The organism is Paenibacillus sp. CAU 1782 (genome assembly GCF_054551715.1).
On the sequence record NZ_JBTOLL010000003.1, the window covers coordinates 227,371 to 252,804 of the forward strand.

A 25,434-nucleotide genomic window follows, 5' to 3' on the forward strand; every position below is an offset into this window, starting at 1 on the left:
TGAATGTGGAAGACGCCCGATTGAAGGATATGCGGGGCAGAACGGAGCGGCTAAAGGCAGCCAAGGACGCAAGCGGTGATGCCGGCAGCCTGCACGGGGAAGGCGCAACGCTGGAGGGAACGGGCAAGCAACTGGAAGGAGCCGTGCTTTCAGAGGGAGCTTCAGCTTCGGGCATAGTTCCGGAAGGAGCTTCGACTTTAGACAGCTTGCCGGAGCAGCTTGGCCCGCCACGCGCCAACGAGGAGTGGAAACGGTTCTACGAAGCCATTCGGGATGCCGTTTTGAAGCAGCGGGAGTAACGGCAAACAGACAATTAAACAAAGGGCATGATTTCGGTACAGCACCGAAACCATGCCCTTTTGATTGCTTAAATTCCGAATCAAAAAATGGTCGGAACTAATCCTCCGTCCATGCGGATCGGGGAGCCTCTGAAAGCAGAGGCCATCGGAGTACACAGGATTGCGGCCAAGCTGCCGTTTGACGGCTTTTTTTTATTGTGTTATAGTTTCCTGACGAACGTTCGGAAGGGGTGATTGGATGACGGCTGGCCGCATTCGCGAGGTGGCGCTAAAGCATTTTGCGGAACATGGCTATGAAGGGGCTTCGCTTGCCAATATTGCCGGGGAAGTCGGAATCAAGAAACAATCGATCTATACCCATTTTGCGGGCAAGGACGACCTGTTTCTGGATGTTTTCCGTGAAGCAAGGGACAAGCAGATCCGGTTTGTTCAAGATTATTTTCTCAATAAGGATCAACAGCAATTAAAGGCTTTGCTTTTTGGGTTTTTGAAAGGTTTTTTCCTGCGGTATGAGCAGGATGACAGCGCGAAATTCTTTTTGCGGAGCATCTTTTTCCCGCCTTCCCACATGAAGGATATGGTCGTGGAGCAAGGGAATGAATTCGTGCAGGGTTTGGAGGAAATGATTTATCCTTTATTTCAGGAAGCGGCGCGTGGCGGGATAGTGGATGGAGCCTTGCCCGCCCGAGCGGCGGGAATTGCCTATGCAGCGCTGCTTGATGCAATGCTGGTTGAATTGCTGTATGCCGGCGCGGAGCGGGGAATGGAGAGGCTGGAAGCGTCATGGCTTGTTTTCTGGCGTGGCGTTGCGGCTGCCAAGTAAGTAAATAGAGAGGAAGTATACATCATGAATAAAGGCTGGATCTATTTGCTTATCGGGTCCGTATTTGAAGTGATTTGGGTATCGGGATTAAAACATGCGGACGATTGGTTGTCCTGGACGGCGACAGGCATCGGAATCGTACTGTCGTTTGGACTTATATTAAAGGCGATTGCCGCCAAGCTGCCGGTTGGCACGGTTTATGCGATTTTTACGGGACTAGGCACCACCGGTACCGTATTGGTGGAAATGCTGGTATTCGGAGAACCTTTCCAGCTCCTGAAGGTATTGCTTATTCTGCTTTTGCTGACCGGTGTGATCGGGCTAAAGACGGTTACAGGCAAACCTCAAGCGGAAAGGAGCGCGAACTGATATGGCATGGGTATTTTTGATTTTGGCGGGTTGTTTTGAAGTCGTTGGCGTAATCGGCATGAACATGATCCTGCGGCGGAAGCAGATCAAGTCGTTTGCGGTCTTTATCGGAGGTTTGCTGCTGAGCTTCTTTTTCCTCACGCTGTCGATGGAGCATTTGTCGATGGGCACAGCGTACGCGATCTGGACAGGCATCGGCACAGTTGGCTCCGGCGTGGTTGGCATCCTGTTTTATGGCGAATCCAGAGACTGGCGTCGTCTGCTGTTTATGGCAATGATCCTGAGCGCCGCCGTTGGCCTGAAGCTCCTTTCCTGAAGTTTTTTCCTGAAGCTTCAGACCTTCGTTCGGCGTGGTGTTCCCCGAGTGAGGAGAATTTATTTGCGGGACCATCGCAAGAGGTCTTGCGAGTCGTACAGAGCTACCGGACAAAATTGTCGTAGCTAAGATCGTGCAGGATGTAGGCTAGAAAAAAGATCACGCAGGGATTTTCGTATTCATGCTGGATATGAAGCAGCTGGCTGTAATATTTGTCCCCGTAGTGGGGATTGTTGCGGATCTCCAGATTGCTTTTGATCAAGGCGTCGATTTTGTCGGCAATATCCACCAGTTCGCCTTCGTAAGTATCATCCTTGGCATTCACCAAAAAGTCCGTTATTTCCTCGTGCAGGAAAGGGGGCAGCTTCGCTGTCATTTCCTGCGCCACCTTTTCCTCATAAGCGGCAAATGCTTCCCGCACGACAGATGAAGACTTCTTGATGGGGGAAGCCACGTCGCCGCTGACGCCCTCCACAATATCGTGCATAAGCGCTTTGCCAAGCAAACGGTGCAGCTTGATATCGCTCCGCCCGAACCGTTCCTGCTCCAAATGCCCGTTGAAAAGCGACATCGCCGCAACGCGGAAGGAGTGCGTGGCATCATCGTCCGGAATCAGATTAAAGCTCCCTCCCCAGCGGTCGATTAAATCCAGATTCAGAATATGATGCAGGAATTGACGTATGCCCTCGTCGTTGTCCAGCGCCTCCAGCAGCCATTTGATCGACGGGCAAGGCGAATCACAAAGACGTTGACGGAGCTGCTCGTATTTGCTCACAAAATAAGGGTTGGAATCCAGCTCGTATTCCCTCATGCAAAACAACATGGCGTCGAAGGAATCGATTTCCCGCACCAGTTGCCCGATGTAGGAGTCGTCTTCGGCGCAAACGATGTAATCATGAAAGTGAGGCTGAAGCGAGCGGGAAAAATGGGAGATAAGCTCCTTGCTGACTTCATGCTCCAGCCGCTTGATATGGTCCGCGACGTGAATATCCTTTTTCGTTACATATTTAATGGACCCGGTCACCGTTTCGTTCAAATCATGCAGAAGCGCCCGGCCAGTCAGTTGGAGCCGTGGAAGATCGTTTCCGAATACGGCTTCCTCGATCCGGCCGACGAGCACCGCGATTGCCGCGCAGCGAAAGCTGTGGCTGGCTGCGTTGTCGCGATAGCGCGGCGAAAATTCTCTCCACCTGGATACATATTGCATTTGAAAAATAGCTTTTGCGTACCGGCTGTTGTTCATGGGGGACCTCCATTCAAGGGATTTTCCGATCATACTGTCTATGCTATTATAAAGCTTATGACTGATAGCGGAAAGATCAAGCAAATGAGGGATTAACGTTGCGCAGCTTCGGATTGGCTTTTAACCGTCTTTTTGAAAAATATATGTTTGTCATCATTCCCTGCTCTCTGCTGCTGGGTTTTTTATTCCATAAAAGCTTGAGCGGATTTACGGAGTGGATTCCATATTTGTTTGCGTTTGTAACGCTGACCATGGCTTTGGGCTGCGGTTTAGGCGAGCTTAGGGACGTGATGAAGCGTCCCGGCATTATGGTGCTGACATTTGTGCTGGCGCATGTGGTTTCGCCTTTGGCGGGCTATCTGGCCGGCATTGCCGTTTTTGGACCGGATTCGCCCTATGTGGTAGGCTTGGTCCTGTTTGCAGTCATTCCCCTTGGCGTGTCATCGGTGCTATGGGTAGGCATGTCCGGCGGTATGGTGCCTCTGATGCTGGCGCTGGTAGTGCTGGACTCCATGCTGAGTCCGCTGGTTGTGCCGGCCTCGGTCCATTTATTTTTCGGAGCCTCCGTTGAGGTCGACGCCCTTCCGTTGATGGGAGATTTGGTTATTCTGATCCTTTTGCCTACCTTGATCGGGGTATTGTTAAATCAGTGGAGCAAGGGCACGATACAGGAAAAGGTCAAGCCGTATACGGCGCCGGTATCCAAATTTTGTTTTGTCGCCGTTGTTGCACTGAATGCATCGGCCATCGCTCCTTATATGGACACGCTCAAGAAGGACATGCTGGTGCTGGTTCCGATCGTTATCGCCCTGGTAGCGTTATGTTATGCGCTGGGATTTCTGTTTACCGCCAAAATGCGGGACCGCAGACTGCAGACAACCGTTTCTTATGCGACGGGCATGCGGAACATTTCGCTCGGCATTGTGCTTGCGCTGGGTTATTTTTCGCCGCTGGCGGCGGTTCCCGTCGTGTTGTCCATTCTGATCCAGCAGCCTGTTGCGACGCTCCACCATTATTTTTTACAAAAACTTAACGGCAAAGCTGCTGGTGAAGGACGCTGATTGCGTGTAGGATAGAGAATGGTCCGCTAAAGAGGTCGTCGTTTACCATTACGATGCATGCTCTGCGGCATAATCGTCATTGGAATATGGCATTCATCCAAAACAAGAGAAAACAGAACTTTTTGAACATGCAATTACAAGGAGGAAGCCGTAATGAATAGTTTTCGAACAAGACTAACTATCATTATGATCGTTATGATTGCCCTGTCGGTATCCGCCGCAGGGATTTTGATGATCCGGACTTTTAAAAATAATCATATCAACGCGCTTGAAGACAATATGGTCAGGCAGATGCAATTTATTGCGGCAAAAATGGAGTGGCATGACGGCAGCCGCGAAGAACTCGTAAACTATTATACGGATGAAGCCAAGGAGCTTAAACGTTTTACGGAGGACCGCATCACCTTTATTATGGGGGATGGCTCCGTCGTTGGAGATTCCGATTACAATCCGCTTGAAATGGACAACCATCTTGCGAGGACCGAGGTGGCAGCCGCTTTGGCGGATGGCGTTGGACGGGCAGTTCGGCCCAGCGACACGATGGACAGAAGCATGGTTTACGTCGCCTTGCGCGTGGATACTTTGCCAGGCGAACCTTTTATAATCCGCCAGGCGATGAGTCTGCAAGAGGTGGATGACAGCATCGGCAGACTGACGTTTGTGCTGATTGGCGGGCTGATCGTTCTTTTTGTCATTGCAGCGCTTATCAGCTATCAGATCGCACAGAGTCTGACGCGTCCTCTGGAGCAGATTACAACGGTTGCCAAACGGATTAAAAATATGGATTACCGCGCCAGAGTGAAGGTGCAAAAGGGCGACGAAATCGGAGAGCTTGGCACAGCCATTAACGCAATGGCGGACAGCCTCCAGGTGCAAATGTCCCGTATCCGGCAAAATGAAAGCCAACTGGAAAGTGTATTGGCCAATATGATCAACGGCATTGTTATGATCGATGCGGGCGGACAGATCGTGCTTATGAACCGCAGAGCCGAAGAAGTGCTCGGATTCCCGTCCAGCGAGTGGGTAGGCCATCACTACGACGAGGTCAAACAGCAATACGAGCTGGGGCAAATGATTCAGGAGGCGCTCACCACAAAGGAGCATGTGAGGGAAGAGATTACTTTCTATTATCCTGAAGAGCGGCTGTTGGAGCTGAATCTGGTGCCCATCCATGACAATGGCGAATTTGGCGGCGTGCTGCTTGTACTGCAAGACGTATCCGCAATCCGGCGGCTGGAGAGAATGCGCAGCGAGTTTGTCGCCAATGTGTCGCATGAGCTGAAAACGCCAATTGCAGCCGTTAAAGGATTTGCCGAAACGCTGCTTGGCGGCGCGGTGAAGGACGAGGAGACGGCGCGTTCCTTTCTGCAAATCATTTTTGATGAAAGCGACCGGTTAAACCGGCTGATCGGAGACATACTGGAACTATCCAAAATCGAGTCCAGACGTGCTCCGCTTATGTTCTCGCCGGTGGAGCTGGAAGGTTTTATTGCCAAAACCGTTACGTTGATGGAAGCGGAAGCCGCGCGCAAGAGAATCCTGCTGAAGGTGAATGTGGAAAGCGGTTTGTACGTGGAAGCGGACGAAGACAGGCTGCGCCAAATTATGATGAATTTGTTGTCCAATGGCATCAATTATACGCCGGAGGGCGGCCAGGTATCCGTCTCCGTGAGGTCCCGCGACGAAGACCATATCGTTGTGTCGATCATCGACACGGGCATCGGCATTCCAAAAAAAGATTTGCCGCGCATCTTCGAGCGGTTCTACCGCGTCGACAAAGCGCGTTCCCGCAGCTCCGGCGGTACGGGGCTGGGCTTGTCTATCGTCAAGCATCTGGTCGATCTGCATAAGGGCTCGATTTCCGTGGATAGCACGCTTGGCGCCGGCTCAACCTTTACCATCGAGCTTCCCGTGCTGCAGTAGCAGGCACTTGCAAAAAGGTTTACCTATTGTTCAAAAAGCGTGGTAAACTATTGTTGGAGTGAATCAAATTTCGCAGGCATAAAGAGATTGGCTGCCTGCGGGGGTGGGGGAAATTATGTCACACAAAGTGCTCGTTATCGAGGACGAACCGACATTGGCAAGGCTGTTGTCGTACAACTTGACCCAGGAGGGCTACGAAACAACCGTTGCCGATCATGGCGGCGAAGGCTTGCAAATGGGGCTTCAGCAGTCTTTTGATCTTATCATACTGGATATTATGCTTCCCGGCATGAACGGCTTTGAGGTGTTGAATCGTCTCCGCCAGAACGGCGTGCGGACGCCCGTTATTATCTTGACTGCGCGCAATGCGGAGGAAGAGGTTGTGCAAGGGCTCAAGCACGGAGCGGACGATTACATTACGAAGCCGTTTGGCGTGGCGGAGCTGCTTGCTCGCGTATCGGCGGTTTTGCGCCGCACGGGGCATGAGGAGCTCAAACCAGCTGCGGATTCCGAGAAGGTAATTACAATCGGGGAGCTTTCCATTTTTCCCGAAAAATATGAAGTGGTCGTACACGGAGATCCCATTCCGCTTCGGCCGAAGGAATTTGAAGTATTGCTGTACCTGGTGCAACGTCCCGGCATGGTCATTACGCGCGACGACTTGATGAACGTCGTGTGGGGTTTTGATTACATCGGCGGCCAACGCACTGTTGACGTGCATGTCAGCTCGCTCCGCAAAAAGCTGGAGCTGGGCCAACAATCCGTCCAAATCGAGTCGATCCGCGGCGTCGGCTACAAGCTGGTAATGCCTAAAAAGCTCTCGTCCCCTAAGCTTTAAGCACAGGGACGAGAGCTTTTTTAGAGGTTGTTCAAAAAGTCCGCTTCCCATTACGGGTCATGCCTGGCGTCATGGCCGGCGGCGAATATTGCATTCAGCCGAAATCTCCTTCAAGGAGATTTCCATTGAAGCATTTTGCGTTGGAATTGCTTGGGGGAGCAGTCGTTGTATTTTTTGAACATCTTGTAGAAATGGGCCATGTTGGGCATGCCGATCAATTCGCCTACCTCGGAGATGCTGAGATCCTTGGTGAGCAGAATCCGCTCCGCCCACTTGACCTTGCGGTAGTTGACGTATTCGGTAAAGGACATGCCGATGCTTTTTTTGAAAAACTTTACAAAATAATAATAACTCATGTTGGCGATCCGGCATACCTCTTCAACCTGAATCCGGTCGTTCAGATGAGCCTCCACAAAATCCAGAACGGGCTTTAGCCGCAGCTTGTCGAAGCTATCGCCTTGAGACAACGTCCGTCGCGTATCGCTGCGCAGCAGAAGAAGCAGGATTTGCTTGATCAAAATGCTGATCGCGAGCTCATACCCCGTTTCTTTCTGGCTCTTTTCCTCCAGAATCTTCTGAATACATGCCCCGACTTCTGATTGGACTTCAGGATTTTCCTGAAAAATATAGTTGGCCTGGCTAAGCGGCGTGTGCGTCTCCGAAAAGTGGCGCATATAAGGAATGGAGCCATGATCGAAAAAGTGGTCCAGGTCAAATTGCAGCACGATGTAATTAAGCCCTTTGCCGCAGCGGTCGCGATGAAGCTCGTATTCTCCGATAATCATGACGTCGCCGGGATAAAGAAAGTGGCTTTTGTCCTCCAGATTGACCTCCAGCTCGCCATCCAGCACCAGAAGAAGCTCCAGTTGTTTGTGATAATGCCAGTTGATGTAGTCCGTATTTTCGCGCAGCGATTGAAAGATGCGAATGGAAAGCAGAGGATTTTCGTAAGGGACTTTTTCGTTAAATGCTTTCATGGCTTTTTTCCGGCTCCTTCCGGGGCGGCTTCCGCGCGATCATTCGATTGACGACCTCGGAGAAAATCAGGCCGATGGCGATTGCTCCAGAAATCATAAAGGCTTTGACGGCAAGCTGAACCGCCGTATCGTATTGGTCTTCAACTACATTGCGCATGGCGTCATAAGCCAGTCCCCCCGGGACAAGCGGAATGATGCCCGCTACGCTGAATACAATGATGGGCGATTTATAAAGACGAGAGAATAGCTGGCTTATTACCGAAACAAGAAATGCAGCAGCAAGCGAAGACACAACAACGTCGACGCCGAGCTGCATTCCGATATAATAGACCAGCCAGCCTATCATGCCAACAAACCCGCATTGGGGCAGAAGCTTGGCAGGCGAGTTGAAAATAAAGCCAAAGGCCGCTGAAGCGATCAGGCTTGTGACCAATTGGTAAATCAAATCCATGAACAAAAGGCTCCTTCAAAGACATAATACAATGCGATAGACGATGGCAGGGTTCCTCTTAAAATAGCGCCAATGAGTTGGGCTCACTTGAGCGCAAGGACGGCGGCGATGCCGCAGCCGATGGCAAAGGCGGTTAAAAATGCTTCCGCGCCTTTGGACAAACCGGAAACCAGATGGCCCGCCATCAAATCGCGCACCGCGTTTGTAATATGAAGACCCGGAACTAGCGGCATGACGGAACCGATAATAATTTTGTCCAGATCGCGTCCAAGCCCGTAACGCACCGCCAGTATCGCCAACAGGCCGATGGCAAGAGAGGTCAAAAATTCAGAGAAAAATCGAATCTGGACATATTTGCTCAGCAAAAGATAAAGGGTGAAACCAATGCCGGCAATAACGGCGACGGGAAAACAATCCTGCCAAACGCCGCCAAACATGATCAGCAAGCAGCCGCTCGCCACGGTAGCCGCAAGCACCTTCAGGATGCTGGAATATTCATGCGGCGAATCCTGAATCTCCTGCAGCAGCTTGCAGGCTTCTTCCGCATCCAGCTCGCCACGCCCGATTCTGCGCGAAATATGGTTAACCATGGATACCTTTTTCAAATTAGTGCTGCGGTCTGCCATACGCACAAGACGAGTTGTGTAGGAACCGCTGTCAATAGCAAAAATAATGCCGGTTGGCATAACGAAGCTATGGGATCGTTCAATGCCGTAGGCGGCCGCGATCCGCATCATGGTATCCTCCACGCGCTGCGTTTCGCCGCCGTTCTGTAAAATGATTTTGCCCGCCAGCAGGCATACCTCCGTTATACGATGAAGCCGGTCGCCGTATTCCGGCCCCGGCGACTCCGAAGGAGGGGCGGAGGGCAAAGCCACTTCGCCCGTTGGCGGCAAAGGATTTCCATTTAAGCCGTTCACATCCATCAGCCTCCGTTTTAGTTCCCTGTTGCGTCCCGCTTGGCAAATTCAGCGCGGATAGCCGCCAAAATGACGGGATCGGATGCCGCGTCATAAGCGGTAGCAGCCAGCATTTTGGCGCCAAACAACATGCGATCCAGCGCCTTTTCGGTCATGGCAGCATCGCGGAACGCTTCCGTATGAAGCATGTAGCGATCCTCTACGACTTTGACATAAGGGTGGATAGCCGGGCAGCGGGCCGAAACATTGCCCAAATCCAGCGAGCCGTTGTCTTTGCCGTGTTCAATTTCCGCCGGAGAAATGCCGGATTCCACAAGGTTGGCCTGAAACAGCTCCGACAACGTTTCATTTGTCACGAGCTCGTCATAGGAATATTCGTAGTTGCTGATTTCCAGGCTGCAGCCGGTGGCCAATGCGGCGCCTTCCGCACAATTTTTCACCTTGCTCACCAGCTCATCCGTATACGCGCGCGTCGCGGAACGAACGTAGAACTTGGCCGACGCGTTGTCGGGAATAATGTTAGGCGCTTGCCCGCCGTGATCGATAATGCCGTGAATCCGCGCATCGCTTTTGGTTTGCTGGCGCAGATACGATACCGCATTAAACAGGTTGATTACGGCGTCCAGCGCGTTGACGCCTTCATGAGGGCTCGCCGCGGCATGCGCCGCCACGCCTTTGTATTGGAATTGCAGCGCATCCAGCGCAAGCGATTGTCCGGAGCGCTCGAAGCAATGATAAGGGTGAGCCATCAGGGCAAAATCGCAATCGTCGAACAGGCCTGCTTCCGACATTGGCACTTTTGCTCCTTTTGTTTCCTCCGCAGGCGTACCGTAAATGCGAATGACTCCGCCGATGTCATCCAATACAGCTTTTAATCCAACCGCAGCCGCGGCGCTCATTGAACAGATGAGGTGATGGCCGCAGGCATGTCCAAGCTCCGGCAGCGCGTCGTATTCGCATAGAAATGCGGCTGTAGCTCCCGGCTTGCCGGAATCATAGGTCGCTATAAATGCAGTAGGAAGGCCTAATACGCCTCGTTCTACCTGAAAACCCAGCTTTGAAAGCTCCTCGCACAGCAAGCCGGAGGCGAAATGCTCCTCATGTCCCAGTTCCGGACGTTTGCCAATCTCCCTTGAAATGCGCTTGAACGTTTCCGCATGCCGGTCGATTGTATCCATCGCCAATTGTTTGCCTGTCATCTTACCGCCTCCGTTAAATAGTGTATCATCCGTATTATACCACATTGGTGTCCCAGAACATTTAACATTGCGTTAACAGAACGGTGAATTTGGGATAATGCGGAAGGCGTATAGTCCCATGTAGGAACATTTACCCAGAAAACGCTTTGGCGCATCAGGAAGTCCGGGATTTTATAACCTTCCGAAAGGATGAAGCGAAATGGCGACAATGATAGAAGAGCGGCCGAAAGCGAGCGCCGGGACGGAGACGCGGAGCGAGAAGCAGCCGAAAGGCGAAGGTGCGCCGCATAACGAGAAGCAGCCGAAAGGCGAAGGCGCGCCGCATAACGAGAAGCAGCCGAAAGGCGAAGGCGCGCCGCATAGCGAGAAGCAGCCGAATGGCGAGCGGGAGCCCCGTAGCGCGAAAGCAGCGCAAAGCAACAAGAGCGTGACCGAATCGGAAGTCGGGAAGAGAAGGCATGGCGAGGGCGAAGTCCGCACGGAGAAGCGTGCCAAAAGGGAGACGGAAACAGTAGCGGAAGCTTCGTCAAACTTCGACGCGGCAGTGACGAATGGCTCATTGCCAGGCGAAAAACCCAAAGCTGTCGATAAGGTTTGCGACGCCTTGAGGCTGGCGGATTACGCAAGGCATGTCCCTGTTGCGCCGGCCGGGTCACTGTGCAAGGATTTGCTGGAGCTGTTTCAGCGCCATCCCGAATGCGAATGCATCGTAATCGAGAATGAATCCGGCGGCGTTGCGGGACTTGCGATGCGCCACCGTTTCTCGTACAAGCTGGCTCACCGGTACAGCGTTGCTTTATTTTACAATAAGCCTGCCTTGGGATTGGTGGATCAGAATCCAATTGCGGTCACTCTGGACACCAACCCGCGGGAGTTGATCGAGCTGGCGATGGCGCGGGAGGGAGATAGCCTGTACGACTGCATCGTGCTGACGGACGGCGGACGTTATGCCGGCGTGTTGACAGTCGGTGATTTGCTTGGCATGCTGACGGCGCTTCAGCAGGAAGCGGAAAAATCCCGCAATGAAACAATACAATCCGCAAGCGGACTTATACAGGGCATAGCGGATGCGGTCAGCAAAGTGCAGGAGTCCTCCGCAGCAGGCGATACGTTGTCGCGCCAAATGGTGGATTTGACTTTGCAGGGGAAGGAAGAGCTGACCCAGGTGCAAAATGCATTCCGGGGGCTGGAGCAAAACGCTTTGCTGCAAGAGGAACGGATGAAAGAGCTGCAGCGGGAAACGGGAGCCATCCAATCGGTGTCCCAGTTAATCAAGGAGCTTGCGGAGCAGTGCAATCTGTTATCCATCAATGCTTCCATCGAGGCGGCCCGCGCGGGAGAATTCGGACGGGGCTTCAGCGTAGTTGCGGGGGAGTTCATGAAGCTTGCGGATCAAACGAAAAAATCGGCCGTGCAAATTACGGCAATTACAAGCGCAATTGTCCAATCCATCGAAGCGGCAGGCTTGCAGGCGGACGAAGGGCGGAGACAAACGGCGTCCAGCAGCTTTCACGTTGAAGCGGCGAACGAGGTTTACCATCAGATTTTCAAAGCGGCCGCGGGCAACCGGACAAGCGCCGGCGCGATCGGCGAACAGGCCAGTCAGGCTCATAGCCAGGCCTTGCAGGTAGCCCGGGAGATGGCGCTGCTGCATCAAGGAACGTAATAATGAAGCCATTTTTTCTTATTTTACACCCCCTTAACAATTCCGGTATACGCCATTAACAATTCCGCAGTAGTATACGGTCTGGGGAGCGCCGTCCGTCAAGCCTCCATACGGCGGACGAAGCTTTTTCAAGCTCGGCGATATGGAAGAGGAAAAGGGAGGAACGGGAAATGATGAGTGTGAGAAAAGAGTTTGATCTCGGACTGGAGCAGCTTCATCAATGGATCGTGGAGATGGGCAGCTTTGTGGAGAAGGCTTTGGCCGAATCGATGGCGGCGTTGGGAGACGTCGATTTGGAGCGCGCGCGCGCCGTTATTGAAAAGGACCCTCAGTTAAATGCCATGGAGGAGCGGATTCTGGAACTGGGTGCGCGCCTGATCGCAACTCAACAGCCCGTGGCGAAGGATTTGCGGCGTATTTTGTCCTCCTTCCGCATTGCCAGCGATTTGGAGCGGATGGGCGATTTGTCGGTGGATATTGCCAAAACGGTTTTGAGACTGGAAGGCCAGCCGCTGATCAAGCCGTTGATCGATTTGCCGCGCATGGCGGAAATTATTGGTCAGATGACCTATGAGTCCATACAGTCTTTTGTTCAGGAAAATGTAGATCTCGCCTACAAAATGGCGAAGGACGACGATCAGGTTGATGCGCTGTACGGACAGATTACAAGAGAGCTGATGCTGCTCATGATCGAGAACCCGCGCAATATCGCGCAGGCTTCGCTGCTCAGCTTTGTAGGCCGTTACATGGAGCGCTTCGGCGATCACGCAACAAATATCGGGGAAAGCGTCGTATATCTGGTGACGGGCAACCGTCCTGACTTGAACCAATAATCGAGGGGATTTCGGTGAAGCAGGCAGGAGAAGGGCTTTTGCATGAGGGATTACTGCGGCAGGTTGAGCAGAGCTGGCAGGATGGCGAGGTGGCTGTCGTTTATGTGCGTTTGGACAACTCCGCATCCCGGCTTGCGGCTGTGCTTGCCGAGTGGCAGAACAGAGTAAGCGGGCTGATTTGGAGACATAGCCTGGGCATGATCAGCTTTTATCTGATCGGGTGCGGGCGTGAAGATTCCGCTGCGCGCCTGGTCGCTATGCAATACGCCAAGGAACTGCAGCAAAGGCTGGATGAAGCCATCTGCGGTCTGTCCGCGCAGGATGCTGCGGGGCAATCCCTATACAACATAGGCTCGGCTCCCCTGCTTCGGCCCAACGACGGGACGGGAACGGAGGAAGCTTTGTTCGCCCAGCTTGTCCAACTGATGGAACAATCGTACAGGGAGAGGCAAGCATCGAAACATCCTGTTAGGCAAGGAAGCGGTTTTGTTAAAGCGGGCAGCTATGGCTTGCGGTTTGCCGTAGGCCAGCTTGCCGTGTCCGTTCCGGTTTTTGAAGCCCAGGCAAAGGTATCCCAATTGGCCGAGCTGTTCGAAGCGGAGCCTAAAACCTATGGAGCCGTTATCGTGAAGAATGAGCGGCCGGTTGGCATAGTGACCAAGCAGAGGCTGCATAAGCTGCTTGCCGGCCAATTCGGCTTTTCTTTATACGCCAATCGTCCCTTGGAAGTGATTATGGACGGGCAGCCTCTTATTCTGGAGGACAGCGATCCCGTCGAGCTGGCGGCGCAGCTTGCCATGTCCCGGGAATATGACCAGCTTTACGACATGGTTGTAACCGTCAAGGAAGGCAAGGTGAGCGGAGCGGTTACCGTTCAAGCCCTGCTGGAATGCATGACGGCCCTTCGCACCGAGGAGGCGCGAACGGCAAGTCCGCTCACAGGTTTGCCCGGAAACGCCGGCATTCAGGCGGAGCTGTCTCACCGGTTGGAGAAAGGCGAAACGTTTGCGGTTGTTTATGCGGATTTGGATTATTTTAAATGGTTTAATGATTGCTTCGGCTTTGCGCGGGGGGACGAGCTTATCCGGTATTTGGGTGAGCTGATGGTCAAATGCTTCAGCCGCGACGAGCATTTTTTCGTGGGGCATGTTGGCGGCGATGATTTTATCGGAGTGGCTCACCCGGAAACGGCGGAGCTTGCCTGCAGGGAACTGCTTGCCCAATTCGATGAAGGGGCAAGACGGCTTTATAGCGGAGCCGAAAATCTGGCGGTGGAAGACCGGCAAGGCCGCCCGGTTGGACTGGAGGGCGTTACCCTCTCCCTCTCTCTGCTAATCTGCTCAGGCGGAGAAGGCCTGGCTCCTGAGGATATTTCATTGTCCGCAGCCCGATTGAAGAAAAAAGCCAAAGCGATAACGGGAAGCTCCTGCGTAACAGGGCATTTGACGAGCAGACAACCAAGCGGGAAATGAGGACAATCATGAAGCAGCAGCATTATTTGGCGGTCGTTACTCTGACGCGGGATACGGCTCCCGAACTGTCTTTGCATGAAGGCATAGGGAATTTCGGGACAAGAGCGGAGACGAAGCGGCGGCTGGCGGAAGCGGCGGTATCGGAATTTTTTGCATATGAAAATGTACGGTCTGTAAAAAGCCGCTGGATGGGCGGTGACTTGTTTCTTTCCGCCTTGATAGCCGTGGACGGAGATGAAAATCCGGAGTGGTCGCTGGCGGCCAATGCGCCCGGCGCAGCGGGGCGATGGGGCGAATATGCAAACGCGGAATTGAAAGAAAAAGGAATCGGCAACAGCTGGAAAGGCTGGAAGGCGGGAGTTGGCTGCGTGCCAAGCCCAACGGGCCGGTACAAAAGCGATATCGCTTATGAAGCTGCCAAAAGAGCGCTGCTTCAGGTCAATATGGAAGGCGGCGCGGAGCAGGAGCGAAAAAGATTTGTGTTCCAGCGGATGTTGTCCGAAAAAACGCTGTTTCCTCATTACCAGCCCATTGTGAATCTGGCGGAAGGAGGCGGTGTGTTCGGCTTTGAAGCCTTGACCCGTTTTCCGGTTAACGACAGCTTTCAAGGACCTTATGAGCTGTTCCGCTTTGCCGGAGAGATCGGCGATGCCTACCGTCTCGACCGCGTAGCCCGGGATTTGGCGATTAGCGGCTGCGCTTCACTTGGGCCTGGCCAGAAGCTGTTTATTAATGTCATGGCGCAAATTATGGAGGACCCCGACTTCTCCCCCGGCCGGACAATCGGATTGCTTGAGAGGCATCATATCTCGCCCAACCAGGTCGTTTTTGAAATCAATGAACGCACCTCCATTCAGGATTATCCCGCGATCAAAAAAGTGCTGGAGCATTACCGCAGCCAAGGCTATCAAATCGCAATTGATGATATGGGAGCGGGATATTCGTCGCTTCAGTCGGTAGTGGAGCTGCGGCCGGATTACCTGAAGATTGACCGCTCCATTATTCAAAACATCCATAATGACGAAGTAAAAGCGCATATTTTGCATACGCTGCAAGAAACGGGCGGCAAAATCGGAGCTAGCCTAATCGCCGAGGGAATCGAGCTGGAGGAAGAGCTGGCAGAGCTGAAGGGGATGGGCATTCCCTATGCTCAAGGTTACCTGATGGGAAAACCGGCGCCGTTTCCTCTGTCATGACCGCTTTCGGATAAGGTAAAAAGGCTTAAGTCTGGACATCGGCTTACGATGCTTGGCGGGGCCTTTTTTGTGTTATACTGGAGGTATAACATATTGCTGTTTTGAACAAGCAATTTTTAATGGGAGGACTGGCCGATTTCATGGAAAAATGGATGTTGATTGACGGAAACAGCATTGCTTACCGCGCTTTCTTTGCAATGCCGCCGCTAACCAATTCGGCTGGGTTGCATACTAATGCGATATTCGGCTTTACAACCATGCTGCTAAAGCTGCTGGAGGAACAAAAGCCGAGCCATGTGCTGGTTGCTTTCGATGCGGGCAAAGCCACATTCCGGCATGAAGGATACGCGGAATACAAAGGCGGCCGCCAAAAGACGCCGCCGGAGCTGTCGGAGCAATTTCCTGTATTGAAGGAACTGATTACCGCCTTTGGCATCGCCCAGTTCGAGCTGAACGGCTATGAGGCGGATGATATAATCGGCACGTTGACGCTGGAAGCGGACAAGCAAGGCGTCTCCGCGCTTGTGGTAACGGGCGACAAGGATATGCTGCAGCTTGCTTCTGGAGGCGTGACCGTTGCGGTTACAAGGAAAGGCGTCAGCGAGGTGGAGCTGTATACGCCGGAGGCGATCAGCGAGAAATATGGTCTTGAACCGCTGCAGATCATCGATCTGAAGGGCCTTATGGGCGATACCTCCGACAATATTCCCGGCGTGCCGGGCGTTGGCGAAAAAACGGCGTTGAAGCTGCTTCATGAATACAGCTCCGTCGAAAACGTGTTGTCCAATCTGGACAAGCTGAAGGGCAAGCTGAAGGAAAACATACAGAATCACCAGGAAGACGCCGTCATGAGCAAAAAGCTGGCGACGATTTTCCGCGAGGTGCCTCTGGAAAAAAGCATAGATGAGATTTCGTATAACGGTTATGACGGCGACAAGTTGGGCGAAATGTTCCGCAGACTGGAATTCAAGTCGCTGCTGGAGCGGCTGCAGCTTGGAGCGGAATCCGGCGCCGACGCTTCTCAAGCGCAAGCTGCGGCGGCGGAGCTGACAGTGACTTCGCTGCGCGGCGATGAGGACAACGAAGGCATGGATCGGCTGATTTCGGCGCTTGAAGGCGACGGGAAGCATGGCTTGTTTATTGAAGCCGTCGGCGAAAATCCGCATCATGCGGAGCTGCTGGGACTATCCATCGCAACGGCTGACGAGGTGTTTGTTGTTCCGGCATCAGCCCTGCAAGGAGCCTTTAGCGACCGTTTGAAGGCTTGGCTGGGAGATGAAGAAAAGCCGAAATACGGTTTTGACCTGCACAAATCGGAGCTTGCGCTGCGCTGGGCGGGATATCGGCTTGGCGGCGCGGCCTTTGACGTTCAGCTAGCGGCCTATTTGCTGGACCCTACCGACAACCAGCTTGCGCTAAGCGCAATCAATGAGCGCCAAGGCTTTACGGGCGTGCCTTCGGACGAAGCGGTCTATGGCAAAGGAGCCAAATTCAAGGTCCCTGATGACGAAACGCTGCACCGCCACCTGGCGCTGAAAGCTAACGCCGTATTTAGGCTTGCGCCGAAGATGACGGAGGAGCTGAAGGCGACGGGGATGGAGAAGCTCTATTTCGAACTGGAGCAGCCATTGTCCCGAGTGCTTGCCGATATGGAGCATCAAGGCATCAAAGTGGAACGCGGGGTGCTGGAGGAATTGGGCAAAAGCCTGGAATCCCAGCTGTCCACCATCATGAGCGGAATCTATTCCTTGGCGGGCACCGAATTCAATATCAATTCGCCCAAGCAGCTTGGCGAAGTCTTGTTTGACAAGCTTGGTTTGCCTGCGCGCAAAAAAACAAAAACGGGTTATTCCACCGATGCGGAAGTATTGGAGGAATTGGCTCCGTACCACGAGATCATCCCGCTGATTCTTCATTTCCGCCAGCTGTCCAAGCTCCAGTCCACCTATGTGGAAGGATTGCTGAAGGAAATCCGGGAGGAAACGGGCAAGGTCCATACGTATTACCGCCAGACGATTGCGGCGACGGGGCGGCTGTCCAGCCAGTTCCCCAATCTGCAGAACATCCCGATTCGGCTGGAGGAAGGGCGCCAAATCCGCAAGGCTTTCCTGCCGTCGGAGACTGGCTGGAGCATACTGGCTGCGGACTATTCGCAGATCGAGCTGAGGGTGCTTGCCCATATTTCGGGCGATGAAAACCTGAAGGAAGCTTTTATCCATGATATGGACATCCATACCAAAACGGCGATGGACGTTTTTGGCGTTACGGCCGACAAGGTTGATGCCAACATGCGCCGTTCCGCAAAAGCGGTTAATTTTGGCATCGTTTACGGCATCAGCGATTTTGGCCTTTCACAAAATCTGGGCATCACCCGGAAGGATGCGGCGTCGTTTATCGAGCAATATTTTAACGTGTTCAAGGGCGTTCGCCAATATATGGACGATATCGTCGCCAATGCCAAACAGGATGGTTATGTGACGACGCTGCTGGATCGCAGGCGTTATTTGCCGGAAATCAAATCCTCCAACTTCAATCTGCGCTCCTTCGCGGAGCGGACGGCAATGAATACGCCGATTCAGGGAACCGCCGCGGATATCATCAAGCTGGCGATGGTGCAGATGGATGAAGCCCTGAAAAGCCGCGGGTTGAAAAGCCGCATGCTGCTTCAAGTGCATGACGAACTTGTTTTCGAAGTGCCGCCGGACGAGCTGGAGCTGATGAAAGGGCTGCTGCCTGAAGTGATGGAAGGCGCGCTTAAGCTGGATGTGCCGCTGAAGGCGGACGTCAGCTTCGGCGACAACTGGTACGAGGCGAAGTAGATAATAGTAACGACATCAAAGAATGTGCAAGAGGTGAAGAGATATGCCTGAACTGCCGGAGGTAGAGACGGTTAGACGAACGTTGATTGAACTGGTAGCCGGGAAAAAAATCGCTTCCGTGACGGTCCGGCTGCCGCGCATTATTCAAAAACCGGCTGATCCGGCTCAGTTTGCCGATGCATTGGCCGGACACACCATTCAGACGGTGGAGCGCCGGGGCAAGTTTTTGCGGATCGTGCTGGATGGTCTGGTGCTGGTTTCGCATCTGCGCATGGAGGGACGTTACGGCGTATTCCGTTCCGATGAACCGGTGGAGCTCCATACGCATGTATTGTTCCATTTTGAAGACGGCACCGATTTGAGATACAAGGATGTCAGACAGTTTGGCACGATGCATTTGTTTGCGCCGGGCGACGAGTTTATTCAGCCGCCGCTGGCCAAGCTGGGACTGGAGCCTCTGGAAGAAAGCTTTACGCTGAAGGAGCTGCGAAGCCGCCTGGAGCGCCGGACGACCCGCATCAAGCCGCTTCTCCTGAACCAGGAGCATATCGTGGGCCTTGGCAACATATACGTGGATGAAGCCTTGTTCCAGGCGAGAATCCATCCGGAGCGGGCGCCGGAAAGCTTGACGGGGCCGGAGTGGAGCCGATTGCATGAAGCCATTGTCTCCACGCTGCAGAAGGCGGTTGACGCAGGCGGCTCCTCCATCAAGTCCTACGTTAACGGACAAGGCGAGATGGGCATGTTCCAGCATCAGCTGCTGGTGTACGGTCGGAAGAACGAGCCTTGCCCTTCCTGCGGAGGGGCCATTCACAAAACGGTAGTGGGAGGCAGAGGCACTCATTTCTGCCCGGCCTGCCAATCGCTGAAGGCGGGCCGCAAAATCGTTAAAGCCGCAAAGTAGCCGGCAAGCGCAGTCTGGATGTGCACCGCCGAGATTTTCCCGCATATGATGATGTCATGAAGTATGGGCGAACGTCCATAGCGTTTGCGTTGTGTTGCAACGTGCGCTGGTACGGATTCGACTCTGCGGGGAGGCTTGGAATTGATTGCACATCTGCTGTCCTTGATCCTGTTGGCATTTGCGGTCAGCCTGGACGGTTTTGGAGTTGGCGTAACGTATGGCCTGCGCAAAATCCGGATTCCTTTTTTATCGATTTTTATTATTGCCTGCTGCTCGGGACTTGTTATTTGGCTTTCGATGCAAGCGGGAGGCTGGCTGGGCGGCTTTCTGTCCGAAACAGCTGCAAAATTTATCGGCGCCGCAATTCTGATCGGCATCGGCTGCTGGGCGCTCATTCAACTTGGCCTTAATAAGGGGAATGATGAAGGCGCGGCAGCTGCAACGGCGGATGGAACAAATGTTGAGGCTAAAGCTGCAACCGAGTCTGGGGCTACAGCTTCGGCTGGAGCAGGAACCGAGCCTGGGACAAAAACAGCGGCTGGAGCAGTAACTGAGGCCGGAGCTGGTTCAGCCAATACAGCCGAAGGAGCGTTTTCCGCGCCTATGCAGGTGATGAAGGTTGAACTGAAACGTCTGGGGCTGGTCATTCAAATTTTGCGCAAGCCGCAGGTGGCGGATGTGGACCGTTCCGGTAGCATCTCGGCTTCGGAGGCCGTTATGCTGGGCGTTGCATTGTCCATCGACGCATTTGGAGCAGGGCTTGGCGCAGCGCTATTGGGATTGCCGGCTTTGTTGACGGCGGTTGTTATTGCCGTCTCAAGCGCTTTTTTTCTCGTTAGCGGCACGTATGTCGGCCTTCGTTTTGCCGCCAGACGCAGCAGGCACGCCTTGTCCGTGCTTCCGGGGATACTTCTCATCATGATGGGAATCATGAAAATGCTGTAGAAACGTAAACATGTATAAAAAGCTGAGGTGAGGACATGATCATAGGATTGACCGGGGGCATCGCCAGCGGTAAAAGCACGGTAGCAGAAATGCTTACGGAGCGGGGCGCCAAACTGGTTGATGCCGATGCGGTCGCAAGAGAGATTGTCCGGCCGGGGGAACCTGCGCTAGAGGCAATCGCCTCCTGCTTTGGACAAGCTATACTGTTGGAAGACGGCACACTGGACCGCAAGGCATTAGGCGAGATCGTTTTTAGGGATGCCGGAAAGCTGGAGCAGCTTGAGTCCATTACTCATCCCGCCATAAGGAAGCGTATGTGGGAGAAGATTCGTTTCTATGAAGGAGAGGAACCTAAAGCTCTTATCGTAGCGGACATTCCGCTCCTGTTTGAAACAAAGCAAGAGCATTTGTATGAAGGCGTGCTTGTTGTTTACGTTCCTTTTGAGGTGCAGCTGTCCCGGTTAATGAAGCGAAACGGCATGGAAGAAGAAGAAGCCAGAAGGCGAATCGGGCTTCAAATGGATATGGAAGAGAAGCGGCAGCGCGGCAGCTGGATCATTGACAACAGCGGAACGCTTGAGGAAACGGCACGGCAAGTGCAATTATTTATGGAGAACCAGGTACATTTATGAAGCGAAAAAGAGCGAAACCGAGAAGGCGTTTTTTTCTGTTGGCGGTTATAGTCTTAGTGGGTTTCCTATTTTTTAAAAGCGATATGGTTGGCAAATGGATTTATCCTATTCATTATCAGGACGATATTAGGGCAAGCGCCTCCAATTACGGGCTGGAGCCACATCTGGTGGCTGCGATTATCCGTGCCGAGTCCAATTTCGAGACAGGCCGGGAGTCGCATAAAGGCGCGTTGGGTCTGATGCAGCTGATGCCTACGACTGCGGATTGGGTAGTGGAAAAGGCTGGTTTTGAAGCTGTAGATGAAGAGATCCTGAAGCATCGCGCCGATGTCAGCATTGAAATGGGATCCTGGTATCTGAATTCGCTCAAGGAGCAGTTCGGCCACAACGTAATCGCTGCGGTTGCCGCTTATAATGCGGGGCCTGGCAATGTTCGCAAATGGCTGGATGAGGACAGATGGGACGGAGAATTGGACTCCGTCGACGATATACCTTTTGGCGAAACACGCCGTTATGTACAAAAGGTCGTTTATTATTATAATAAATATAAAGAATTGTACCCCGGCTTCTAGGTTGCAAACCCTCATGCTTGCAGCAAAATGCATGGGCATCAGGCAGCCGGAATAACGATCGGACATGAAGGATGCTTCGAAGAGCTTGTCTTTTTTAAGGACAAGCTCTCCAAAGCATCTGTTATCCATACAAGCTTAATGAATCATTATTTTTGGCCGGCCAGAGATTGTTCAGCGATTTGTACCAGGCGGCGAGTAATAAAACCCCCGATGGAGCCTGCGTCTCTGGTCGTAAAGTTGCCATAGTACCCGTCTTGCGGAATTGCGATGCCAAGTTCTTGGGCAACCTCATATTTCAGTTGATCCAAAGCGGCAGTCGCTTGCGGCACTACCAGTTGGTTGCTGCTGCGGGATGAGCTCATTGATGTTCACCTCCTTGCGGTTGGTAACTATATTATGTGCGTATTTTCAAAGTTCATGTCAGGAAACAGCTGGCAATTATTATGAGAAAGGGAGGACGTTTTTTACTTATGAAATGTCCATATTGCGACTACTCCGGAACAAAGGTGCTTGACTCCAGGCCCGCCAACGAAAACAAGTCCATACGACGCCGCAGAGAATGCGAAAAATGCAGTAGGCGGTTTACGACTTTTGAGATGATTGAGGAAACGCCATTGATCGTGATCAAAAAGGACGGAAGTCGCGAGGAGTTTAGCCGCGACAAAATTTTGCGCGGCTTAATCCGGGCTTGCGAGAAACGTCCCGTGCCTGTGGAGCGACTGGAAGTGATTGTTTCCGAGGTGGAGAAGGAGCTGCGCACGACCGCCTTGGCCGAGGTGGACAGCAGCGAAATCGGCAATATCGTGATGAAGCAGCTTTATCCCGTTGATGAGGTCGCTTATGTCCGATTTGCCTCCGTCTACCGTCAATTCAAGGATATCGATATGTTTATGAAGGAATTGAACAGTTTGTTGAAACATCCCGCGAACGGAATGGACCGGGAATAACCGAGATTAGCATAAACAAGCCCGTTTGCCGATTTATTGGCAGCGGGCTTGCTGTATATGTGGCGGAACATCAATACACCCTAAACCGATCCTCCAGGCAGGCAGCTGCGCAATAGTATCCTGGAGGTAACTACACCACTTTAAAGTGCGTACTTCCGGTATTGATCCTCTGCCCCTACAATGAGGGAGCAACGTTTTTTGTGCTTAGGCACGATCATTGAAGACAAAGGGAGAGATCAATATGAAATTGCAATTGGCATTGGACTTGGTGGATATTCCGGGAGCGCTTGAGGTTGTTAAGACGGTTGAGCCGTTTGTAGATATTGTAGAAATCGGCACGCCGATTGTTATTAATGAAGGACTGCATGCGGTTAAGGCGCTTAAAGAAGCTTTCCCGAGCATGACGGTTTTGGCGGATTTGAAGGTTATGGATGCCGGCGGTTATGAGGTATTGAAAGCATCGGAAGCGGGCGCCGATATTATTACCGTATTGGGCGTTTCGGCAGACTCCACGATTAGCGGAGCAGTCGAGGAAGCGCGCCGTCAAGGCAAGCAAGTGATGGTGGATATGATTAATGTAAAAGATATCGCCGCTCGCGCAGCCGAAATCGATGCGCTTGGGGTAGACTATATTTGCGTGCACTCCGGATATGATCATCAAGCGGAAGGCATTAACTCTTTCCAGGATCTTGCGGTCATCAAATCGGTCGTGAAAAATGCAAAAACGGCTGTTGCCGGCGGCATCAAGCTGGACACGCTGCCTGAAGCGATCAAAGCAGCTCCTGATCTTGTTATTGTAGGCGGCGGCATTACCGGCGCAGCGGATATGGCGCAGACGGCATCCAAAATGCAAGAGCTGATCGCTCAGCGTTAAGACAAGACGATGAAAACGGAGAATTATTTTGACCATATTATAGAGGAATTGCAGCAGTCGGGCGCAGCTATCTCTGAAGCGGGAACGGAAGCAGGCGACCGCTTGGCTTCGGGCTTGTCAGGCGCATCATCCGTTTTTGTCGGAGGAGCGGGACGCTCGGGCTTAATGGGCAAAGCATTTGCCATGCGGCTGATGCATTTGGGAGTTCGCTCATATGTCGTTGGCGAGACGGTAACTCCGGGCATCGGCGAAGGTGACTGGCTGGTGCTGGGTTCCGGCTCCGGGGAAACCGGAAGTCTGGTGTCCATGGCTCAGAAAGCCCGGCAGGCAGGCGCGCAAGTAGCTGTTGTAACAATTAAACCGGAATCGACGCTGGGGAAATTTGCGGATATTACCGTTGTATTGCCCGGCGCAACCAAGGAGCAGCATAATGGACAACGGGGCAGCATTCAGCCGATGGCGTCGCTGTTCGAGCAAGGCCTGTTGCTATTTTATGATGCGATTGTGTTAAAGCTGATGGAACTAACGGGCCAGGATTCGGAAAACATGTTCGGAAAACACGCCAACCTGGAATAAACCATGTATACTGATGGGGGAGGGGATGAACAACATGGCTCAACAGCTGAAAGCCCGGATTAACCTGAAGGAAATCAATTGCGAGAAGGAACTGACGCTTGCCGTTATCGGAGGCAAGTGGAAGCTGATTATTTTATGGCATCTGGGGCTTGAAGGAACCAAACGCTTCAGCGAGCTGAAAAAGATGATTCCCCACATCACCCAGAAGATGCTGACCAATCAGCTTCGGGAGCTGGAGGAGGATTTGCTGGTGGAGCGCAAGGTGTATGCCGAGGTGCCGCCGCGGGTGGAATATTCCTTAAGCGACTATGGAAGCACGCTGATGCCGGTTCTGCGTCTCATGTATGATTGGGGAAAACGGTACGGCGAAGACGTTGTCTGGAAGTAAGCCGACAGGCGCTGGTCCAAACGTTGCGCTTGCGGCGCGACGGGAGAAGAGAGGGGCCGGCTTGCGCCTGCTCCATGAAACGTTTACGATGACAGACAACATAGGCGGACTGACAAAGGCTGCTGCGGTATGTAACCGCGGCGGCTTTTTTGTTTACACATTTCATTTTATTTTACATGGAATTAACACTTTGCATATATCCGCTTAAAAAAACGGGTCTATAATTCGTTATGGGTTCAAAAACAAGGTGGAGGAATGAAATCATGAAAAGATTAGTTGGCAAGAAGCTTTATTCGGGGGTAATTCTTACAGTCATGGCTTTTGCACTTGTGCTGGCAGGCTGTGGCGGCAACAACGGCGGCAATAATGGACAAGGTGCTTCCAGCTCTCCAACAAATGCAGCAACAAGCACACCATCAGAAGCTCCAACAGAATCTACAGAACCATCCGTAAGCGGCACAGTTACTCTTGCAGGTTCCACTTCCGTTCAGCCTTTGGCAGAAGAGCTCGGCACTTCCTACATGGAAGTAAACAAAGACGCTCGTATTGAAGTAGCAGGCGGCGGTTCCGGCGCAGGCGTTAAAGCTGCTCAATCCGGCACAGCAGACGTAGGTATGGCTTCCCGTGCACTGAAATCCGATGAAACTGGCATCAAGCCTGTTGTTATCGCAATCGACGGTATCGCTGTTGTTGTTAACAAAGACAACGCTGCGGCTGACCTGACAACTGAGCAAGTTAAAGAAATCTTCAGCGGCAAAATCAAGAACTGGAAAGACGTTGGCGGCAGCGACTCCAACATCGTTGTTGTAAACCGTGAAGATGGTTCCGGTACTCGCGACGCTTTCAAAGAGCTGGTGCTTGGCGAAGACGAGTTCGTAGCAGAAGCAATCATTCAAAACTCCACAGGCGCTGTGCGCGAAGCTGTTAGCCAAGACGTTAACGCAATTGGTTACATCTCCTTCGGCGGTCTGAACGATTCCGTTAAAGCTCTTAACATTAACAGCGTAGAACCAACTGAAGAAAACATCAAAGCACATGCGTACCCAATTTCCAGACCGTTCAACTTCCTGGTGAATGAGTCCTCTGACCCAACTGCGATCACTCAAGCATTTATCGACTACGTGCTGAGCCCAGAAGGTCAAGCAGTTGTAGCAGATCACGGTTACGTTACGGTTGAATAGAGCACTGCAA

At 52.6% G+C, this 25,434-nt stretch carries 27 protein-coding genes and 1 pseudogene; 21 read left to right on the forward strand and 7 right to left on the reverse strand.

The genetic code is table 11. The annotated features are described in order from the left end of the window. Window positions 1–5 precede the first annotated feature (5 nt). Window positions 6–299 carry a hypothetical protein gene (locus ACX93W_RS11680; protein WP_459392550.1) on the forward strand — a complete coding sequence of 98 codons (294 nt, stop codon included), beginning with the start codon at window positions 6–8 and terminating at the stop codon, window positions 297–299. 80 nt (window positions 300–379) lie between these two features. On the opposite strand, the pseudogene ACX93W_RS11685 reads toward ACX93W_RS11680, so the two are convergent. Then, window positions 380–475 (reverse strand): annotated as a pseudogene (locus ACX93W_RS11685) (SDR family NAD(P)-dependent oxidoreductase); the annotation flags it as partial. A gap of 62 nt (window positions 476–537) precedes the next feature. Here ACX93W_RS11685 and ACX93W_RS11690 point away from each other — a divergent pair. The 3 genes from ACX93W_RS11690 to ACX93W_RS11700 are packed head-to-tail and all read left to right on the forward strand — an operon-like array spanning window position 538 to window position 1,807. Beyond that, window positions 538–1,122 carry a TetR/AcrR family transcriptional regulator gene (locus ACX93W_RS11690; protein WP_459392551.1) on the forward strand — a complete coding sequence of 195 codons (585 nt, stop codon included), beginning with the start codon at window positions 538–540 and terminating at the stop codon, window positions 1,120–1,122. Window positions 1,123–1,146: 24 nt separating this feature from the next. After that, entirely contained in the window at window positions 1,147–1,491 is a 345-nt protein-coding gene (locus ACX93W_RS11695) for a DMT family transporter (protein ID WP_459392552.1), read from the forward strand. 1 nt (window position 1,492) lies between these two features. Continuing rightward, on the forward strand, window positions 1,493–1,807 hold the full coding sequence (locus tag ACX93W_RS11700) for a DMT family transporter (RefSeq protein ID WP_459392553.1): 315 nt from the start codon (window positions 1,493–1,495) through the stop codon (window positions 1,805–1,807). A gap of 103 nt (window positions 1,808–1,910) precedes the next feature. Here ACX93W_RS11700 and ACX93W_RS11705 read toward each other — a convergent pair whose 3' ends face one another. Continuing rightward, window positions 1,911–3,050 carry a YfbR-like 5'-deoxynucleotidase gene (locus ACX93W_RS11705; RefSeq protein ID WP_459392554.1) on the reverse strand — a complete coding sequence of 380 codons (1,140 nt, stop codon included), beginning with the start codon at window positions 3,048–3,050 and terminating at the stop codon, window positions 1,911–1,913. A gap of 98 nt (window positions 3,051–3,148) precedes the next feature. On the opposite strand from ACX93W_RS11705, the gene ACX93W_RS11710 reads away from it, so the two are divergent. The 3 genes from ACX93W_RS11710 to ACX93W_RS11720 all read left to right on the forward strand — a co-directional run bounded on the left by ACX93W_RS11710 (window position 3,149) and on the right by ACX93W_RS11720 (window position 6,872). After that, the gene (locus ACX93W_RS11710) at window positions 3,149–4,111 is read left to right on the forward strand and encodes a bile acid:sodium symporter family protein (RefSeq protein WP_459392555.1); all 963 of its coding nucleotides are present in this window, start codon (window positions 3,149–3,151) and stop codon (window positions 4,109–4,111) included. A gap of 153 nt (window positions 4,112–4,264) precedes the next feature. Beyond that, window positions 4,265–6,034, forward strand: coding sequence for a two-component system histidine kinase PnpS (gene pnpS / locus ACX93W_RS11715; protein ID WP_459392556.1), 1,770 nt, complete (start codon window positions 4,265–4,267; stop codon window positions 6,032–6,034). 115 nt (window positions 6,035–6,149) lie between these two features. After that, entirely contained in the window at window positions 6,150–6,872 is a 723-nt protein-coding gene (locus ACX93W_RS11720; RefSeq protein ID WP_459392557.1) for a response regulator transcription factor, read from the forward strand. Between the two features lie 110 nt (window positions 6,873–6,982). Here the strand turns inward: ACX93W_RS11720 and ACX93W_RS11725 are convergent, their stop codons facing one another. The 4 genes from ACX93W_RS11725 to ACX93W_RS11740 all read right to left on the reverse strand — a co-directional run bounded on the left by ACX93W_RS11725 (window position 6,983) and on the right by ACX93W_RS11740 (window position 10,419). Next, the gene (locus ACX93W_RS11725; protein WP_459392558.1) at window positions 6,983–7,849 is read right to left on the reverse strand and encodes a helix-turn-helix domain-containing protein; all 867 of its coding nucleotides are present in this window, start codon (window positions 7,847–7,849) and stop codon (window positions 6,983–6,985) included. Beyond that, window positions 7,836–8,300, reverse strand: coding sequence for a threonine/serine exporter family protein (locus ACX93W_RS11730; protein WP_459392559.1), 465 nt, complete (start codon window positions 8,298–8,300; stop codon window positions 7,836–7,838). The genes ACX93W_RS11725 and ACX93W_RS11730 overlap by 14 nt, the downstream gene beginning before the upstream one ends. A gap of 83 nt (window positions 8,301–8,383) precedes the next feature. Then, window positions 8,384–9,172: a threonine/serine exporter family protein gene (locus tag ACX93W_RS11735; RefSeq protein WP_459392663.1), complete on the reverse strand. Its 789-nt coding sequence runs from the start codon at window positions 9,170–9,172 to the stop codon at window positions 8,384–8,386. Window positions 9,173–9,237: 65 nt separating this feature from the next. Further along, window positions 9,238–10,419: a M20 family metallopeptidase gene (locus tag ACX93W_RS11740; RefSeq protein WP_459392560.1), complete on the reverse strand. Its 1,182-nt coding sequence runs from the start codon at window positions 10,417–10,419 to the stop codon at window positions 9,238–9,240. Between the two features lie 199 nt (window positions 10,420–10,618). On the opposite strand from ACX93W_RS11740, the gene ACX93W_RS11745 reads away from it, so the two are divergent. The 9 genes from ACX93W_RS11745 (at window position 10,619) to ACX93W_RS11785 (ending at window position 21,458) form a co-directional block, all read left to right on the forward strand. After that, window positions 10,619–12,085, forward strand: coding sequence for a methyl-accepting chemotaxis protein (locus tag ACX93W_RS11745; protein WP_459392561.1), 1,467 nt, complete (start codon window positions 10,619–10,621; stop codon window positions 12,083–12,085). Window positions 12,086–12,258: 173 nt separating this feature from the next. Then, window positions 12,259–12,918: a phosphate signaling complex protein PhoU gene (gene phoU, locus ACX93W_RS11750; protein ID WP_459392664.1), complete on the forward strand. Its 660-nt coding sequence runs from the start codon at window positions 12,259–12,261 to the stop codon at window positions 12,916–12,918. Window positions 12,919–12,956: 38 nt separating this feature from the next. Next, window positions 12,957–14,390 (forward strand): GGDEF domain-containing protein, encoded by a 1,434-nt coding sequence (locus tag ACX93W_RS11755; protein ID WP_459392562.1) that lies wholly within the window; start codon window positions 12,957–12,959, stop codon window positions 14,388–14,390. A gap of 8 nt (window positions 14,391–14,398) precedes the next feature. Then, window positions 14,399–15,586: an EAL domain-containing protein gene (locus tag ACX93W_RS11760; RefSeq protein ID WP_459392563.1), complete on the forward strand. Its 1,188-nt coding sequence runs from the start codon at window positions 14,399–14,401 to the stop codon at window positions 15,584–15,586. 140 nt (window positions 15,587–15,726) lie between these two features. Next, on the forward strand, window positions 15,727–18,405 hold the full coding sequence (polA, locus tag ACX93W_RS11765; protein ID WP_459392564.1) for a DNA polymerase I: 2,679 nt from the start codon (window positions 15,727–15,729) through the stop codon (window positions 18,403–18,405). A gap of 43 nt (window positions 18,406–18,448) precedes the next feature. Next, entirely contained in the window at window positions 18,449–19,309 is an 861-nt protein-coding gene (gene mutM / locus ACX93W_RS11770; protein ID WP_459392565.1) for a DNA-formamidopyrimidine glycosylase, read from the forward strand. A 141-nt stretch (window positions 19,310–19,450) separates the two neighbouring features. Then, window positions 19,451–20,254, forward strand: a complete 804-nt coding sequence (locus tag ACX93W_RS11775; RefSeq protein ID WP_459392566.1) for a manganese efflux pump — start codon at window positions 19,451–19,453, stop codon at window positions 20,252–20,254. Window positions 20,255–20,289: 35 nt separating this feature from the next. Beyond that, window positions 20,290–20,886: a dephospho-CoA kinase gene (coaE, locus tag ACX93W_RS11780; protein ID WP_459392567.1), complete on the forward strand. Its 597-nt coding sequence runs from the start codon at window positions 20,290–20,292 to the stop codon at window positions 20,884–20,886. A gap of 56 nt (window positions 20,887–20,942) precedes the next feature. Beyond that, window positions 20,943–21,458: a lytic transglycosylase domain-containing protein gene (locus tag ACX93W_RS11785; RefSeq protein WP_459392568.1), complete on the forward strand. Its 516-nt coding sequence runs from the start codon at window positions 20,943–20,945 to the stop codon at window positions 21,456–21,458. Between the two features lie 146 nt (window positions 21,459–21,604). Here the strand turns inward: ACX93W_RS11785 and ACX93W_RS11790 are convergent, their stop codons facing one another. Further along, complete coding sequence (locus ACX93W_RS11790; RefSeq protein ID WP_068681696.1) at window positions 21,605–21,820, reverse strand: alpha/beta-type small acid-soluble spore protein; 216 nt, start codon at window positions 21,818–21,820, stop codon at window positions 21,605–21,607. A gap of 108 nt (window positions 21,821–21,928) precedes the next feature. On the opposite strand from ACX93W_RS11790, the gene nrdR reads away from it, so the two are divergent. The 5 genes from nrdR to ACX93W_RS11815 all read left to right on the forward strand — a co-directional run bounded on the left by nrdR (window position 21,929) and on the right by ACX93W_RS11815 (window position 25,424). Further along, window positions 21,929–22,405 (forward strand): transcriptional regulator NrdR, encoded by a 477-nt coding sequence (gene nrdR / locus ACX93W_RS11795; RefSeq protein ID WP_459392569.1) that lies wholly within the window; start codon window positions 21,929–21,931, stop codon window positions 22,403–22,405. A 241-nt stretch (window positions 22,406–22,646) separates the two neighbouring features. Beyond that, window positions 22,647–23,279, forward strand: coding sequence for a 3-hexulose-6-phosphate synthase (hxlA, locus tag ACX93W_RS11800; RefSeq protein ID WP_459392570.1), 633 nt, complete (start codon window positions 22,647–22,649; stop codon window positions 23,277–23,279). Window positions 23,280–23,288: 9 nt separating this feature from the next. Then, on the forward strand, window positions 23,289–23,855 hold the full coding sequence (hxlB, locus tag ACX93W_RS11805) for a 6-phospho-3-hexuloisomerase (protein WP_459392571.1): 567 nt from the start codon (window positions 23,289–23,291) through the stop codon (window positions 23,853–23,855). Between the two features lie 34 nt (window positions 23,856–23,889). Continuing rightward, window positions 23,890–24,243: a winged helix-turn-helix transcriptional regulator gene (locus ACX93W_RS11810; RefSeq protein WP_459392572.1), complete on the forward strand. Its 354-nt coding sequence runs from the start codon at window positions 23,890–23,892 to the stop codon at window positions 24,241–24,243. 263 nt (window positions 24,244–24,506) lie between these two features. Continuing rightward, entirely contained in the window at window positions 24,507–25,424 is a 918-nt protein-coding gene (locus ACX93W_RS11815) for a phosphate ABC transporter substrate-binding protein (RefSeq protein ID WP_459392573.1), read from the forward strand. Window positions 25,425–25,434 lie beyond the last annotated feature (10 nt).